The sequence below is a fragment of the Paenibacillus hexagrammi genome, from assembly GCF_021513275.1.
GTDB lineage: Bacteria > Bacillota > Bacilli > Paenibacillales > NBRC-103111 > Paenibacillus_E > Paenibacillus_E hexagrammi.
In genome coordinates, this window is the sequence record NZ_CP090978.1 from 3,682,601 (window position 1) to 3,697,943 (window position 15,343).

Annotated in this window: 13 protein-coding genes and 1 pseudogene; 5 read left to right on the top strand and 9 right to left on the bottom strand. The window is 48.5% G+C overall.

The features are described 5' to 3' along the window. Window positions 1-49 precede the first annotated feature (49 nt). The gene (locus L0M14_RS32355; protein ID WP_450091467.1) at window positions 50-1,009 is read left to right on the top strand and encodes an ABC transporter substrate-binding protein; all 960 of its coding nucleotides are present in this window, start codon (window positions 50-52) and stop codon (window positions 1,007-1,009) included. Window position 1,010: 1 nt separating this feature from the next. Here L0M14_RS32355 and L0M14_RS16805 read toward each other — a convergent pair. The 4 genes and pseudogenes from L0M14_RS16805 to L0M14_RS16820 form a co-directional block, all read right to left on the bottom strand. Further along, window positions 1,011-1,778, bottom strand: a pseudogene (locus L0M14_RS16805) (alpha-amylase family glycosyl hydrolase); the annotation flags it as partial. Between the two features lie 34 nt (window positions 1,779-1,812). After that, the gene (locus L0M14_RS16810; protein ID WP_235117824.1) at window positions 1,813-3,150 is read right to left on the bottom strand and encodes an MATE family efflux transporter; all 1,338 of its coding nucleotides are present in this window, start codon (window positions 3,148-3,150) and stop codon (window positions 1,813-1,815) included. Window positions 3,151-3,422: 272 nt separating this feature from the next. Then, window positions 3,423-4,580, bottom strand: a complete 1,158-nt coding sequence (pabB, locus tag L0M14_RS16815; RefSeq protein WP_235117825.1) for an aminodeoxychorismate synthase component I — start codon at window positions 4,578-4,580, stop codon at window positions 3,423-3,425. A gap of 72 nt (window positions 4,581-4,652) precedes the next feature. Further along, window positions 4,653-6,827 (bottom strand): anthranilate synthase component I, encoded by a 2,175-nt coding sequence (locus L0M14_RS16820; protein WP_235117826.1) that lies wholly within the window; start codon window positions 6,825-6,827, stop codon window positions 4,653-4,655. Window positions 6,828-7,350: 523 nt separating this feature from the next. Here L0M14_RS16820 and L0M14_RS16825 point away from each other — a divergent pair. From L0M14_RS16825 to clpP, 3 genes are read left to right on the top strand one after another with little or no spacing between them, the layout of a single operon-like run. Further along, on the top strand, window positions 7,351-7,935 hold the full coding sequence (locus L0M14_RS16825) for a winged helix-turn-helix domain-containing protein (RefSeq protein WP_235117827.1): 585 nt from the start codon (window positions 7,351-7,353) through the stop codon (window positions 7,933-7,935). A 12-nt stretch (window positions 7,936-7,947) separates the two neighbouring features. Further along, a complete protein-coding gene (locus tag L0M14_RS16830; RefSeq protein WP_235117828.1) occupies window positions 7,948-8,247 on the top strand; it encodes a hypothetical protein in 300 nt (99 codons plus the stop codon). Between the two features lie 27 nt (window positions 8,248-8,274). Continuing rightward, window positions 8,275-8,856: an ATP-dependent Clp endopeptidase proteolytic subunit ClpP gene (gene clpP / locus L0M14_RS16835; protein ID WP_235117829.1), complete on the top strand. Its 582-nt coding sequence runs from the start codon at window positions 8,275-8,277 to the stop codon at window positions 8,854-8,856. A 96-nt stretch (window positions 8,857-8,952) separates the two neighbouring features. Here the strand turns inward: clpP and L0M14_RS16840 are convergent, their stop codons facing one another. Further along, entirely contained in the window at window positions 8,953-10,551 is a 1,599-nt protein-coding gene (locus L0M14_RS16840; RefSeq protein ID WP_235117830.1) for a xylulokinase, read from the bottom strand. A gap of 306 nt (window positions 10,552-10,857) precedes the next feature. Next, window positions 10,858-11,688, bottom strand: coding sequence for an SDR family oxidoreductase (locus L0M14_RS16845; protein WP_235117831.1), 831 nt, complete (start codon window positions 11,686-11,688; stop codon window positions 10,858-10,860). Window positions 11,689-11,784: 96 nt separating this feature from the next. On the opposite strand from L0M14_RS16845, the gene L0M14_RS16850 reads away from it, so the two are divergent. After that, on the top strand, window positions 11,785-12,198 hold the full coding sequence (locus L0M14_RS16850; RefSeq protein WP_235117832.1) for a MerR family transcriptional regulator: 414 nt from the start codon (window positions 11,785-11,787) through the stop codon (window positions 12,196-12,198). Window positions 12,199-12,257: 59 nt separating this feature from the next. Here L0M14_RS16850 and L0M14_RS16855 read toward each other — a convergent pair whose 3' ends face one another. The 3 genes from L0M14_RS16855 to L0M14_RS16865 form a co-directional block, all read right to left on the bottom strand. Beyond that, window positions 12,258-13,634: a hypothetical protein gene (locus L0M14_RS16855; protein WP_235117833.1), complete on the bottom strand. Its 1,377-nt coding sequence runs from the start codon at window positions 13,632-13,634 to the stop codon at window positions 12,258-12,260. After that, window positions 13,624-14,274, bottom strand: a complete 651-nt coding sequence (locus L0M14_RS16860; RefSeq protein ID WP_311198721.1) for a sigma-70 family RNA polymerase sigma factor — start codon at window positions 14,272-14,274, stop codon at window positions 13,624-13,626. The genes L0M14_RS16855 and L0M14_RS16860 overlap by 11 nt, the downstream gene beginning before the upstream one ends. Window positions 14,275-14,446: 172 nt before the next feature. Beyond that, window positions 14,447-15,145: a CTP synthase C-terminal region-related (seleno)protein gene (locus L0M14_RS16865; protein ID WP_235117835.1), complete on the bottom strand. Its 699-nt coding sequence runs from the start codon at window positions 15,143-15,145 to the stop codon at window positions 14,447-14,449. Window positions 15,146-15,343: the final 198 nt, after the last annotated feature.

A 15,343-nucleotide genomic window follows, 5' to 3' on the forward strand; every position in this document is an offset into this window, starting at 1 on the left:
CCGCATCTTCGCACATAGATGAACATGATAAGGGAGGCAAAGAGATTTTATGAAAAAGTTCATTGGCAAAATGTTGGGGGTATCCATTGCAGTCATACTAACCGCAAATCTTGCAGCTTGCAGCAGTTCAACAGGTGGAACGGATAGTAATAATACGAACAATGACTCAGGCCAACCGGCTGCATCTGATGCAGGAAAAAGCTCGACCAGCGAGTTTCAAACCATTTCCTACGTCATGCTTGGAGATAAACCGAAAAACGGCCAGTTCGAGAAGGTGATGGAGAAAGTTAATGCGCTCTTGAAGCAGAAAGCGAATGCAAATCTGGAAGTAAAGTGGGTGGAGTGGGCAGATTGGCAGACCAAATACAATCTCCTGCTAGCCTCCGGGGAACCTCTGGATTTGATTACTGTTGCGACGGACTGGTTAGATACTTGGCAAAACTCTCAAAAAGGCGCTTTTATGCCGTTGGACAAATTACTGCCGCAATACGCCCCGTTAACCTATAAAGAGGTTCCGCCTGAGGATTGGGCCGAAACCAAATACAATAATCAGATCATGTTGATTCCTGAGGATCATTACACACAGTGGGTGAATCACGGATTTTTGTATCGGGGAGATTGGGCGAAGGAATTCGGCATCAACGAACCGATCAAGGATTTTGATGCACTAGGCAAGTATTTACAAGGCGTGAAGGACAACAAGCCCGGAGTTATTCCTTGGGATTCCAACGGAACGAACGTAACCACGATCGGCGGGTATGTGAATACGCGCACGGACGCGTTGGAGCTTCCGGTAAGTACAGGTTTGTTCCCGCTATTCTATGGTAAATCGTATGATGAGAAGTATACGGCGTACAGCCCGATCTTTGATTCCGTCTTCGAGGACTATGCCAAATTAATGAAGGATTGGGGCGACAAGGGTTATTGGAGAGAGGATGTTCTGAACTATTCAGGTTGCCTTCCGTCTCGTGGACGTAATGAATGGCGTCTTCATGAGATACGCCGTTAGTTTCCGCTATTGTGACGATATCGTACCGGTCAATTACGTTTGCTTTCATCTCCCGCAAATATTCGTGCAACCCAGGCTGGTTGCTGTAATAATGGGAGGCACGCTGATACGCCTCGTCGCTTTCTCCCTCCACGTCAGGAAATGACTGGTTTTTCTTGATATGCGACAGCGCGTCCAATCTGAATCCGTCGATGCCTTTGTCGAGCCACCACCTCATGACCGCATATACTTCATGACGGAGCGATTCGTTCTCCCAGTTCAGATCGGGCTGCTCCATTAGGAACAAGTGAAAATAATAGTCTTCCGTATTCGCGTTGTGCGTCCAAGCCGCCCCACCGAAGATCGACTTCCAGTTCGATGGTTCCTTGCCCGACTGGCCCTCTCTCCAAATGAAATAGTCCCGGTAGCGATTGTCCTTCGAAGCACGCGATTCAATGAACCATGGATGCTGATCCGACGTATGGTTCAATACAAAATCGAGGATGACTCTAATGTCTCGCGCATGCGCCTCTTCGATCAATAGCTCCATATCTTCCATCGTGCCAAATTCCTTCATGATGGCCAAATAATCGCTGATGTCATAGCCATTATCCTTATTGGGAGATTCGAAGACCGGGCAAATCCAGATGATGTCAATCCCCAAGTCCTTCAAGTAATCGAGTTTCGAGACGATGCCTGCCAAATCGCCGATGCCGTCTTTGTTGCTGTCCGCGAAGCTGCGAGGATAGATTTGATAGACGACGCTTTCTTTCCACCAAGCTTTATTCATACCTTGCGCTGTCCCCTTTTGGTTTCCGAAATATTTATGCGGCAAGAGACTTGGTCTCCCATTTTCTTGCCTTCCATCTTCTCAGCATTAGCAGGCCGCGCAGCCATTCATCGAGCGCAAGGGCCGCCCAAATGCCTAGGATACCGTACCCCCAATGTATGCCTAGCATATACGATAATGGCACACTGACGAACCAGACGAAGAAGATGCAGATCAAGGATGTGTACCGGATGTCGCCTGCGCCGCGCAGCGAGCTGGATACGGTCAAATTAAACGCTCTTCCGACTTCCATCAGCACGGTTATGACCAGCATGGCGCGGCATAACGACACTAGACCCGAATCGTCCGTATACATCCCCAAAATCGATTTACCAAACAACCATACCGCTAACGATACCGATGCCGATACAAGCGCGGCATTCCGAAATCCCGTCAGCGCCGTTCGGTACGCCGCGCGCGAATCGCTTTGGCCAACGAGATGGCCGACCATGATCTGAAGCGCTTGGCCCGATGCACTGGCGAACAGCGAGATGAACGTGGTCAAATTTTGCACATACACTTTTGCCGACAACGCTTCCGCCCCGAGCATGGCAATGAATACGGTGATGACCATTTGCGAGATATAGATGGAGAGCGACTCTCCCGCCACTGTACTGCCCAGCTTCATGACCTTATAGATCGTCCGCTTGTAACGAAAAATCGCTCGCCAAGCGAGTCCGCCCTGGAGCTTACCCACCAGGAAGAGCAGCGCAACCAGACCCAAACCTCGGCTAATGACGGTAGAGATAGCCGATCCCTCTACGCCAAGCTCGGGAAAAAACCAGAGTCCATAGATCAGAAACGCGTTGACGATCGCATGAAAGACGTTAATGCCTACATTCACGTACATCGAGTATCGGGTAAAACCCATGCTCCTGACGACGCAAGAAGCGGCGATCAGCAACGCTTGCAACAATGCGGCGCCCCCGACAATGCTCAGGTAGCTGTCGGCATCTTCCCTTAACCCTTGCGGAAGCTGCAGACCCGCCAGTAGCGAGTTCGAGAACGCAATGAGGAGCACGCTGACGAACAAGCCGAATGCCGCATTTATCACCAACATTGAAACCGTAACTTCCCCAATCTTGTCCTTATCGTTTCTCCCGATGAATTGGGATATGAGTGTGCCGGCTCCAATAGCAACACTATTGAACATCACCGTTACCATCAATAGGATCTGATTCGAGAACCCTACCGCCGCCGCGGCGTTATCAGCGTACCGGCTTAACATCAACGTATCGACGGTGCCCATTAACCGGAAGAAAAGCAATTCTAAAAGTATCGGCCATGCCATTATGTATAAGGATTTATTAGCATTAATACAATTAGCCTCCATCCGTCACGCCTTAAAACTGGTTAGTGTTTTGCTTCGTGCAATCGTTTGCGCAAACGAGTTGAAATAGTGGAACACGCTGTTCACATGATAAGATTAGATTAATAAGCCATTTGCATACAATGTGCGTACGTCTACGCATCGAAGGCAAAATAGCTTATTCGAACCTAAGCTCGTTAGATTCCAAACCGATAAAACCCTTAATATCCAAGGATAATATAGTTATACTATTTCTGGAAATTAGTATATACAGATCAATTATTTGTTGTCAATTTTTATTTTTTTATGAATTTCGCTTTAACTTGCACTTCTTCGTATTCTCCGTCCGACGTTGAGTCCCACGTAACACCACCCCCAACTCCGAATTCAGCCCACCCCGTCTCGCTATCGAGCCATGCCGTGCGAATCGGCACGTTGAACACGCCCTTGCCATGAGGCGTCATGTATCCTAATGCGCCGCAATAAACTTCTCTCGGCGAGCTTTCGAGTTGCTCGATAATTTCCATGGTGCTCCGCTTAGGCGCCCCCGTAACCGAACCGCACGGGAATACGGCCTGCATGACCTCACGCATCGATAAACGCGACGGCGTCTCTGCCGAAATCGTCGACGTCATCTGGAAGACGGTATTATACGTTTCGATCGCGAACAGCAAATCCACCCGCACGCTCCCCATCTTCGAGATGCGTCCGAGATCGCTTCGCAGCAAATCCACGATCATGACGTTCTCCGCCCTGTCTTTCTGCGATTGCGCGAGTGCCTCCTTATTCCGGCTGTCCGTCTCGGCCGAGTCGCCTCTTCCGATCGTCCCTTTCATCGGACGCGTCTCCAGCCGATTACCGTCCATTCGGACGAACAACTCTGGCGACAATGACAACACCCGATACTTGCCCATGTTCAAATAAGCGCTATATGTAGCTTGCTGCCTCTCAAGAAGATGAAGGTAATATGCATAATCGTCGCCTTCGAATTGCGCGTGCATGCGGATCGTATAGTTCACCTGATAGGTTGCGCCGGCGCCAATGAAATCTTTGATCGCGCCGATTTTGCTCTCATAATCCAACTGGCTTGTATCCTCCTGCCACGCCGTTACCCGGTATCCCACCTCCCGATCGCCCTGCATTGCGGGGCAATCGCCGCTGCTATCACCTTCGTCGCATGCCGCTTCGAATATGCCGAACCAGCACAACGGCATCCGGTTTCCTTGCTTCACAGTCAGAGACGGATCGAATGCGGGCGCGGCTTCATACGAAATATACCCTGCCGCATAATAGCCACGATCGAGGTATTGCTGTACGTCATCCATCACCTGGTTGACTCGTTCAAGCCGATCGGCTTGCAGTACGATTACCGGATCGGCGAACCGCAGTGGTTCCCCTTCGTTTGTGAGATCGAACCGAATATAGATTGGCGCTTCCTGCCGAAGTTCAGACATAGTCCCTTACAAGCCTCCGTTACGATAAAAATAAACCGTCACAGGTAGGGTTACCCATGACGGCCGAGTACATTACTGCGGCACGGCCGACAACTGCGCCAGCACGTTGCTGATCATCGTCATTCCTGCACCTTTGTCGAACGTCAGAATCGATTCCGGATGGAATTGGACCGCTGTTATCGGCAATTCCTTATGCTCGATCGCCATCACGACGCGGTCAGCCTCCGTCTCCGCCGTTACATGCAGGCAATCCGGCATTTCGGAAACGTAAAGCGAATGGTAACGCCCTACTTGGAAGCTTCCCGGAAGCTCCTTCCACAGCAGGCTATCGTGCACGACACGAACGTTCGCCGGTTTGCCGTGCTGTGGGTAGCCAAGTACGCCTAGACACCCGCCAAAGTATTCGACGATGCCTTGAAGGCCTAAGCAAACGCCGAATATCGGCATTTCGTGCCGCAAGCACAGCTCGATCGTCTGATCCAAGCGGAACTGCTCCGGCTTGCCCGGTCCCGGGGACAACACAACCATATCGAAGCGTTCGCCCGAAGCCAGCATTTCGCGCGCTATCGGCGATCGCAGCGTATGCACCTGGGCGCCGCATTGACGGAAATAGCTCGCCAGCGTATGGACGAACGAATCCTCGTGGTCAACGAGTAGAATTTTCTTCCCTCTACCTACCTGCTCGACCGACTCAAGCGTCCGGCTAAGCGCCTTGCGTTTGCCGCGAATCACGTCGATAAGCGCCGCTGCCTTCACAAGCGTTTCCTGCTCCTCCTCCTCGGGAATTGAATCGTAGAGTAAGGTAGCACCGACCCGAATTTCGGCAATGCTGTCTTGGATTCGGATCGTTCGGAGCGTCAAGCCCGTATTTAAGTTGCCGTTAAAGGCGTAGTAACCGACTGCGCCGCCATACCATTTGCGCGGCGAATCCTCGTGATTCTCAATCCATGTAACGGCCGCTCGCTTAGGCGCACCGGTAATCGTTACCGCCCACATGTGAGTCATGAACGCGTCTAGTGAATCGAATTGAGGATCCATCGTACCTTCGACATGGTCGACCGTATGAATCAGATGCGAGTAAATCTCAAGCTGACGCCTGCCGATGACTTCGACGGAGCCGGGGATACAGATTCTGGACTTGTCGTTGCGGTCGACGTCGGTGCACATCGTAAGCTCCGCTTCGTCCTTCGTCGAATTAAGCAGCGTGCGAATCTGCTCGGAATCCTCGATAGCGGACGCGCCGCGCTTAATCGTGCCCGAGATCGGGCACGTCTCGACCCGATTCCCTTCTACGCGAACATACATTTCCGGCGACGTTCCGACCAAATATTCATTGCCAAGATTGACGATGAAACAATAAGGGCTTGGATTGATTTCCGTTAATTTCAAGAAAATATCCGAAGCGGCCTCCGTGCAGCGCTCTTGCAACGTATGCGACGGCACGACCTCGAACAAATCTCCAACCTTGAATGCTTTGATCGCTTCGTCCACGAGCTTCGCGTACATCCCTTCACGGAACGGTTGGATTGCCGTTTCATCGCTAATATTGCGAACCGTCGGTTGTCCCGTGCACGGCAACGACTCAGTCGTCTGCCCATCGAACACAAAATCGTAAGCAATCCGATACGCGCACGTCATCTGATGGTCCACAACGGTCAATTCATCTGGTAAGTATAGCACCATGTCCGGCTGCTCGCCATTGCGCGCATGTTTCAACTCGATCGGCTCGAATTGAAAAATCAAATCGTAAGCGAACGCGCCATAAAGCCCAAGATGGGAATCTTCTTCGGAGTAGAAGGATTCCTTAATCACGCGCATGACGGAGAACAGCGATGTCTGTTGCGTCCTTTGCTCTTCATATACGACCGATCCGCCGGCAATTATCCGGCCCGTAATGATGTCGCCGTCTCGCGTTACGTCGGCATCTTTCATGACCGACAATGAACGCTCTAGATATTGCAACAAAATAGACCCGCGCTCATTAAGCGCCGTTACCGTAAAAACCTTTCCGGACGAGCGAATCTCGATCGGTGGGTTAATGAATCCAATATCCCAGCGTGAATAGCGCCCGGGGTATTCATAACGGCTCGTGAAAAGCGCGCCTTTATTCGTATCAATGGCTTTTAGAATTGGTTGGGTCGCTTCATCGACGTTCAGGAACTCGATTCTGCGTTTAATCGTCATGCCTTCGGACGGAGAATAGTAATGGATTTGGGGCTGTTGAATGGACATAAACGGTGATTTCAAAGCGTTTCCTCCTTATGCTAGAGGAACAGGGGAAAGAACGGGATAGGTCGCTAATAGGGGCAACGCAAATAAAAGCTCTCGGCTCCGCTCATTCTAACTTACCTGTCTCTACTCAATCTACAAGCACAGCCGCTACCGGCCTTGCCTTGTCCCACTGACTATAGCACAGCTGTATAAAAATGTCAAAGGAGTTATATTTCTGTGTGAAGTATCAAAAAAGAAGATCTATTAATAGCATAAAAACCTCCATTTAGCAGCTGCAGGCTTGTGTTGGGCAAAAGGCTATTTGACATTCCAGCATCAATGTAATAAAAAATTTTTACGTAAAATATAATTTGTAATGGAGGCACTCTCCAAGGCAAAAAGCCATTTGACATTCCACCCTCCACGTAATAAAATATTTTTACGTAACATATAATTTGTAATGGAGGCACTCTCCAAGGCAAAAAGCCATTTGACATTCCACCCTCCACGTAATAAAATATTTTTACGTAACATATAATTTGTAATGGAGGCACTCTCCATGGAACAGGACATTCAAGAATCGTATTACATCGAGCTGCCCGAGCAAGCCATGGTTCTGCTGAACCCGCTCCGCGGCGAGATATTAGCTCAACTTACCGCACCCGCTTCCGCAGCGGAAGTAGCAAGGCAGATTGGAGACACTGCTCAGCGTGTGAACTATCATCTGAAAGCACTTGTGAAAGCCGGTCTCGTTCGCAAAGTAGGAACCCGCCAAGTGCGCAATCTGGTCGAAGTGCTGTACCGCTCTATCGCGAAATCTTTTGTGCTTGCCGAATCTTTAAGCATGAAGCCGGAGACGGTGCAAAAGCTGAAGGATCAAGGGTCTCTGGCCCATCTGATCACTACATCGGACCGCTTGAAGAAGGACGCACTCCTGCTCATGGAAAGATCCGATGCCGAGGAAACCGTACCTAGCGCCTCTTTGCAGCTGCAAGTCCATCTTCCGGACGAGAGCAAGCGGGCAGCTTTTGTAGAAGAGTACTCAAAGTTGGTCCAACAGTTAGTCGAGCGCTATGGCTGTTCCGCACAAGGAGATCATATGTATCAACTTATTGCCGCCGTCTATCCGAAGATCCAAGAATGAGGAGGATGAACTATGGAAGATAATCAACACAAGAGCGATGCATCTAGAGATTCTTTACCTACTGTCATTTGGGAGCAGCCACTTCAAGCATCACCGGTGAACGCCCCTGCAACGGATTCCAAGGTTATTTCACTCGACATTCACAGGCAGCAGCATAGAAGCCCTGCACAAGAAGCTGAAGCCGTCGTAATTAGCAGGAATCTATATTCGACTCCAGCCGGCCAACCGATTCCACTTACCATTATTTCTTCGGGCTTTGGCCAAAAAGTGTCTACGATCCGTTCTTCCCTACAAATCAAAGCCGCTGCTTAAACAAGCTAGCGCGAAAGGATGATTACCATGAGTTTTATTCCAATGGTTGTTGAGCAGTCCGGACGCGGAGAGCGTTCTTACGACATTTACTCCCGATTGTTAAAAGACCGCATCGTCTTCTTAGGCTCAGCCGTTGATGATCAAGTCGCCAACGCTGTCATCGCGCAGCTGCTCTTCCTTTCGGCGGAAGACCCGGAGAAAGATATTTCGCTCTATATTAACTCCCCTGGTGGCTCGACTAGTGCGGGTCTTGCCATCTATGATACGATGCAGTTTATTAAACCAGATGTCTCCACAATATGTGTTGGCATGGCCGCATCCATGGGTTCCCTCCTTCTTACAGCTGGTGCACCTGGCAAAAGATTCGCTCTGCCGAATTCGGAAATTATGATTCACCAGCCATGGGGCGGCACACAAGGGCAAGCAAGCGATATCCAGATTCGTGCCCAGCATATTTTAAAAACCAAACAAACGTTAGCCCGTATCTATTCGGAAACAACCAAACATCCACTCGAAAAAATCGAGCGGGATTTCGATCGCGACTACTATCTGACTGCAGCTGAGGCAAAAGAGTATGGCTTGATCGACAAAGTTGTGTCCAGTTTGTGAGTTACCATCGCGATAGTTACTACCACCGCTAAAAATCAAAAACGACTCACCATTACCCCAAAAAGGATAAGGTGGAGTCGTTTTTTCCACTAAAATTTATTGTAGATTCTCTACCGCCGCTCTTTCGATCGCCAGCCCTTTCACATACCTCTGCATGAACGCTTCGAACCCTGCTACGTCTTTGGCATCAGGAGCCAATGTCTTAACCGCTTGCGTTGCAAATACGCGCTGGCTTAAGTAATCTTCTAACGTCTGGCCTTCCGCCTTATTAATCATATAGGATGCTAACAAAGCAATGCCCCATGCTCCGCCTTCTCCAGCGGTTTCCATAACGGAAACGGGAACTTGGAGTGCAGCAGCCATGATTTTCTGCCCAACACCTTCCGTTTTGAAAAAGCCCCCGTGACCCAGGATTTCCTCCAACTTCACAGACTCTTGCTTCAGCAAAATGTCCATGCCGATTTTAAGCGCACCGAGTGCAGTGAACAAGTGGACCCGAATAAAATTCGACAGGTTGAATTTGCTGTCCGACGAACGAACAAACAAAGGACGCCCTTCTTCAAAATGGGTCATATGCTCACCTGAGAGGTATCCGTACGCCAGTAAGCCCCCGCAATCCGGGTCTCCTTGAAGAGCCATGTTATACAGGGTGCCGTATAATTGATTTTTGTCCACGTTCAGACCCATTACCTGAGCAAACTCATCAAACAAACCTACCCATGCATTCAGGTCGGAGGAGCAGTTGTTCGAATGAGCCATAGCCACCAAGCTGCCCGTTGGGGTCGTGACCAAATCGATCTCGGTGTACAGTTTAGACAGCTCTTTCTCCAAAACGATCATAGCAAAAACGGATGTTCCTGCGGATACGTTACCTGTGCGCTGAGCCACACTGTTCGTTGCCACCATCCCTGTACCTGCATCACCCTCAGGCGGACAAAGCGGAATACCGGCTTGCAGTTCTCCAGTCGGATCCAGCAGTTTAGCTCCATCCTCTGTAAGGATGCTTCCGCTTTCACCGGCAGTGAGTACTTTAGGTAAAATATCTTCAAGCTTCCACGGCAGGTTACGATCTGCAAGTAATTCATTAAATTGCCCCAACATTTTAGTATGATAACCTTTCGTCGTCAGATCAATCGGGAACACACCGGACGCTTCGCCTACACCAAGCACCTTTTGACCGGTAAGCTTCCAATGAATATAACCTGCGAGCGTGGTCTGGAAATCAATCACACCGATATGCTCTTCTTGATTCAAAATCGCTTGATACAAGTGAGCGATACTCCAACGCTGTGGAATGTGGTATTGAAACAATTCGGTCAGTACTTTCGAGGCTTGCTCCGTGATATTGTTCCTCCAAGTGCGGAACGGCACCAGCAGCTCACCGTTCTTATCAAACGCCATATAACCATGCATCATGCCGCTGATTCCGATGGAGCCAATCGTTTGCAAAGTAACACCGTAGCGCTGCTTCACATCGAGAGCCATTTTCCGATAGCTGTCTTGTAAGCCCTTCCAGATATCCTCCAAGCTATAGGTCCACACTTGATTCACATAACTATTTTCCCAATCATGGCTACCGGAGGCAATCGGCGCGTGGTTCTCATCGATCAGCACGGCCTTGATTCTTGTAGAACCGAACTCAATACCGAGGGAAGTTTTACCTTCTTGAATTGCTTGTGTCACATCAAAACTCATTGTTATTCCTCCATCCCCTATATAAAGATCAGAGCATATTCTTCAACACTGACCCACTGCATATCTGCCTGGCTCCTTGATGAATACGATGCCCTTGTGTTGCTGCACATTACATATCCATGTTTACTATTCTCATTATATCTTGTACGTACAAGTTAGGCTAGCATTATTTTCTCTCCAAGAACACAGCAGCCAATGAAATGAAAAAATTAACACGAAAGGTTTGTCCTGCAGGCACTCTAAATATATGTGAACGCCACAACAAGTTGTATGTACATGTCAAAAATGACTGATTGGAATCTAACGCTATTTTGTAAAATAATGTCCTTGTTCCAGGTCCGCGAGAAGTCCATGCTGGACAGGCTTCCAGCCTAGCAGTTCCTTCGTCCCATCGCTCGATCTCGCTAAGTCAAGCGACGCGACCATGCCTAGAAAGCCGAAAATCGCTTGCGTCTCTTCACGCGGGATGCTGACTACCGGCACACCAAGGTGCCGACCGATGACTTCGGCAATGTCTCTAAACGGAATGCCTTCGTCGTCCACGCCATCCAGTCGTGAGCCTGCAGGCGCAGATTCTACAGCAAGGCGGAATAAAACTGCCGCATCCAAGCGATGAATTGCTGGCCAACGATTGGTGCCGTCTCCAATGTAAGCCGAAGAGCCTCTTTCCCGGGCGATCCGGATGAGTTGCGGCACGAAGCCTTTATCCCCTTCACCATGAACGGAAGGTGCAAGCGAGACGATCGATGCTCTCACGCCTTGATCTATCAAAGCAAGTGCTGCATCCTCCGATGCTTGGCCATTCGCATGAGCCGTGATAACAAGCGGTTTACCAGAGCCCGCAAGCCCCTCTCCCATCGTTTTTATGGCGGCAAGATCCGTTGCTAGTGATGCGGCGAAATTAGTGAAATCGTGGTTAAATGCCAGATGAATTACACCGTCGGAAGCAGCTGCGCTGCTGCGCAGTAAATCCAGATCCTCTAAAACACCGCGAACCGCCTCAGCTCCCAAGCCTTCTAATACGTGAGCACCGCTCTCTGAACGGGTCAGACCTACTACCTGATGTCCCGCGCCAATGAGCTCGCGGACAACAGCTGTTCCAATATAGCCTGCTGCACCTGTTACAAATATACGCATAATCTTTATAACCTCCTTAAGCATTTGACGAAGATATGACTCCAGTCTAAACTATGAAGTGAACTCTAAGGCAAGCGTTTGGAGGCATAATTTTATATGAAAATTCAGGAATTAGCAGACTTAATGGGTTTAACCCCCCACACCATTCGTTTTTATGAGAAGGAAGGCTTACTTGACAGCAGGCATATTCAGCGAGAGAAGAATAATTACCGCAACTACTCAGACGAAGCCATTGATCGGTTAAAGCTGATTAAGAAATTTCAAGGCATCGGCTGCTCGTTAGCTGAACTAAAGACGATTTTGCAGGATCATGATACGAACGCACGGACCAACCAAGAAGTAATCGAATGGATTCTTCAAAAGATCCATGAGATCGAGCGCAAGAAGGACGAGTACGATCATATGCTTGTAACGCTGAATTGGATGCTGACATATAGGAAGCTGCTGAATGAAGATCCACAGCAAGCTGAGGCTATGATGGCGGAATTACGCCTTAAAATTAACATCTAACGGTATAATCGCGAAAAAGTTCTTTGTAGCTGATGTATCCGTCCTAAAAATAAGCCCACTTAATCTAAGTTTAGAGGTAGTTTCCATGGTCCTTTAATCAAAAAATGTGGCTCCGCCAGTGAAAATCGAAGCGACGTTTGGCCAGGCATTGTTTCAAGGTGGAGCGTCTTCATGACGGTATTACTCTTATTGACGTTCTCCCAACTAAATGAATTGTTAACATTCGAACCTAGATAACGAATCATAAAGTACAATAACGTCCTCGGCTTCGACAGATCGAACTGTACATCAACGTCAAGTTCGACGGTTGTTTCACCAGTACGCTTCATGCGGGTAAAGTGTACAGGGAAGCCACTCACTTCAGCCGGAACGTCTATGGTACGTTCATCACCAACGTCCGGCAGAGGTATCGATACTTCTTTGGAGATCGCCTCCCTATCGGACACTTCGATGTAAGGGACGACAACCGTATACTGCAGCAAACCGCTATTAGGTATTTCATAAAATTGAAAATCGGACGGATACGTTAATGGCTCTGGCTTAATTAGCTCAGCTTTCGTTTCGTTTGCATCCTCGACGTACAAGCCCGTATCCGTCACATTCGGAGATACCCCGTACGAGTGAACAATAAGACTTGGCTGCGGAAGCTTTGAAATCAGTTGAACGCGGACAACCCCCTCCTCGAGTCTGGTTGGAAATGCTGTAACCTTTACGTCCTGCTGCACTGCGCTTGAGCCGAGATGCTCTAGGTCGGCGGCGGTTTTCGGCGGAACCAGCTTTAAAGGACCAATGGTTGTACCGTTGATATACAACGAGATCTCGTCAGCAACAGGTACATTCGTGCCACTTGCAGAGATGTAATCGCCGTACCAGTCTCCAGAAGAGGAGGAACGCATCGAAGAAGTAAATGTATACGTTCGACCGTTAATTTCGGCTTTGAATTCCTTTACCTCTGCCGTCTGTACTCCGCGGAGCGTAATCGTCGCGAGTTTCGACTGCAATGCGATACCGTCAATGGTCAGCTTTCCGCCACCGATCTCCTGCACGTAAGGCTTTTCCAACACGAATGTCAGTTGTGAGAGATCTCCTTCCTGAACCGTACCAAAGCCGGGGAGGAATTGAAGGACCTTTTTCAGTTCGGCTTCCACGGAAGGTGTGGAGCCTGCTCCAACCGCAATAAGTAAAGCGGCAGCTAAGGATGCAACTACGGCAATGCGTCGGCGTCGGGGCGAGTGGACAGCGGGAGAAAGGGACATATCGACCTTTTCTAATTGTACTCTTGAGAGAGTGCGAGCCTTAATGCGCAAGATGGAGGCGGCATCCCCCACGGATAAAAGTTGGGATTTGTCCTCCAACGATTCAAGTAGTTCCCGGTCTGCACGTTCCGCATCGAGTTGGTCGAACAACTCAAACATGATCTTTTCCTCATCTTCCATGATTGATCCCCCTTTTCTCAGCATCCGCCAGCCCTAGTGCCTGCTTAAGCGCCGTTCGGCACCGATAGAGTCGGCTTTCAATCGCTTTCTTAGTAAGGCCGAACATCATTGCCAGTTCATCGAGGCTTTCGTAATAGAAGTACCTTCGCCAAAACAAACTGCGGTCCGGCTCGCCCATCATTTTGACAAATTCGATCAACTCCCTGGCCGATTCGCGAGAAAGAGCATGTTGTTCAGCGGAATACTGAGTTTGTATCGTCGACTCCACGTCCCGAAGCATCATGAGTTCAGCACCGGGACGCAGAAGTTTACGGCTCAGGTCCAGTGCCTTGTATTTGGATAACACAAGTAACCATGTCCGAAATGAGGCACGACTTTCCTCGTAGCTTTCAATGCTATGCCACGCCGCCAAAAAAACGTCGCTCACGCACTCTTCCACGTCCTCAGCGCTGCCAGCACCGGATAACACGCGCCTAACGAGTGCTTGAACGCTCGGACCAAAAGCATCGATTGCTTCTTCTAAAGCATGCTTGTCGCGGCTTTTGAATCTTTTAGCCCATTTATGGTTCTCATTTTTAAACTTGATACGAACCTCCGGCGTTATACTACTAATTACTACGTCGTGGTTTATGTGGATCACTCAAAGGGGAGGATAATTTTTTTGAAATGATGGTCTCTGTTTTTCACTTAATCGCATCTCTTACCAAATTACCGAATGTCCGAATATCTTTAGATAATCGTATTCCTCGAGTGCTCATAACATAGCCGCTAATCGCTGAAATCTCAATCCATCTTCATCCCCCTGCTTCTGTTTAATCCTCTGATGAACTTATTAGAGTAGTAATAAAAGAGTCAACAATGCAGTGTGTTGAATCGGTAGTGGAACTTAATTGGGGAACAAATAGTGTGCCGATGAAGAACTTATGCTCAGGTAGTTCAATAATCCTTGGGTTACCAACGGAATCTGTTCCGACTATTCTTAATCCGGCTTCATGGATTTGTTTCTTATATTCCGCATTAAGTCCATAGTTACATCTGAATTGTTCAATCACATTTTCGACTTGATACATACCAAAGCTTCTCGAAGGTTTCTTTATAAACACCTCACCTTTTTGGCCGACTAATGAACATGTTAACTTACTAATAACTAATTGAATTGCCTGGGGATCTCGTTCTTCGTGCCCCACATTTTTCAGCATCATTTTGTTTCTTACATATTCCATAATCATGTATTGAAATCCACCGCATGTCCCTAACAAAGGCAAATTATGTTCGCGTGCAAATTGAATGATACGAAGTACCCCGTCCATGGAATCAGGATACCCAGGTCCAATCCAATAACCTTGATAGATTTCCATTAGGGAATCTAGTTGATTCATTATTGTAGCTGTAGGTATCCACTCATACTCGATAAACATTCCTAACTTCCTTGATGAATGCATGAGAGCATCGTTAATAGCTACCTGTGATGAATAATCTGGACTAAAATCACCAACAATCCCAATTTTCATTTTGTGTGCTCCTTTCAAATTCAACCAGGCTTTTATACCATAATTTAACAGATGTTTCAATGTGATATTTTAGTAGTGACGATCAATCGTCGATTAACTCTTGAAGCTAACTAGTGAAATTCAATAAGAAAACGGCACCCTCGGAACCCGTCTAAGGTCCCTCGAGTACCGCCCTGCGCAGCACTTTATACTACTCTG

Excerpts from the sequence above, each read along its gene's own strand:
- L0M14_RS32355 (WP_450091467.1), top strand. The coding sequence starts at position 50 with ATGAAAAAGTTCATTGGCAAAATGTTGGGGGTATCCATTGCAGTCATA.
- L0M14_RS16810 (WP_235117824.1), bottom strand. The coding sequence starts at position 3,150 with ATGGAGGCTAATTGTATTAATGCTAATAAATCCTTATACATAATGGCA.
- pabB (WP_235117825.1), bottom strand. The coding sequence starts at position 4,580 with ATGTCTGAACTTCGGCAGGAAGCGCCAATCTATATTCGGTTCGATCTC.
- L0M14_RS16825 (WP_235117827.1), top strand. The coding sequence starts at position 7,351 with ATGGAACAGGACATTCAAGAATCGTATTACATCGAGCTGCCCGAGCAA.
- L0M14_RS16830 (WP_235117828.1), top strand. The coding sequence starts at position 7,948 with ATGGAAGATAATCAACACAAGAGCGATGCATCTAGAGATTCTTTACCT.
- clpP (WP_235117829.1), top strand. The coding sequence starts at position 8,275 with ATGAGTTTTATTCCAATGGTTGTTGAGCAGTCCGGACGCGGAGAGCGT.
- L0M14_RS16840 (WP_235117830.1), bottom strand. The coding sequence starts at position 10,551 with ATGAGTTTTGATGTGACACAAGCAATTCAAGAAGGTAAAACTTCCCTC.
- L0M14_RS16845 (WP_235117831.1), bottom strand. The coding sequence starts at position 11,688 with ATGCGTATATTTGTAACAGGTGCAGCAGGCTATATTGGAACAGCTGTT.
- L0M14_RS16850 (WP_235117832.1), top strand. The coding sequence starts at position 11,785 with ATGAAAATTCAGGAATTAGCAGACTTAATGGGTTTAACCCCCCACACC.
- L0M14_RS16855 (WP_235117833.1), bottom strand. The coding sequence starts at position 13,634 with ATGGAAGATGAGGAAAAGATCATGTTTGAGTTGTTCGACCAACTCGAT.
- L0M14_RS16865 (WP_235117835.1), bottom strand. The coding sequence starts at position 15,145 with ATGAAAATTGGGATTGTTGGTGATTTTAGTCCAGATTATTCATCACAG.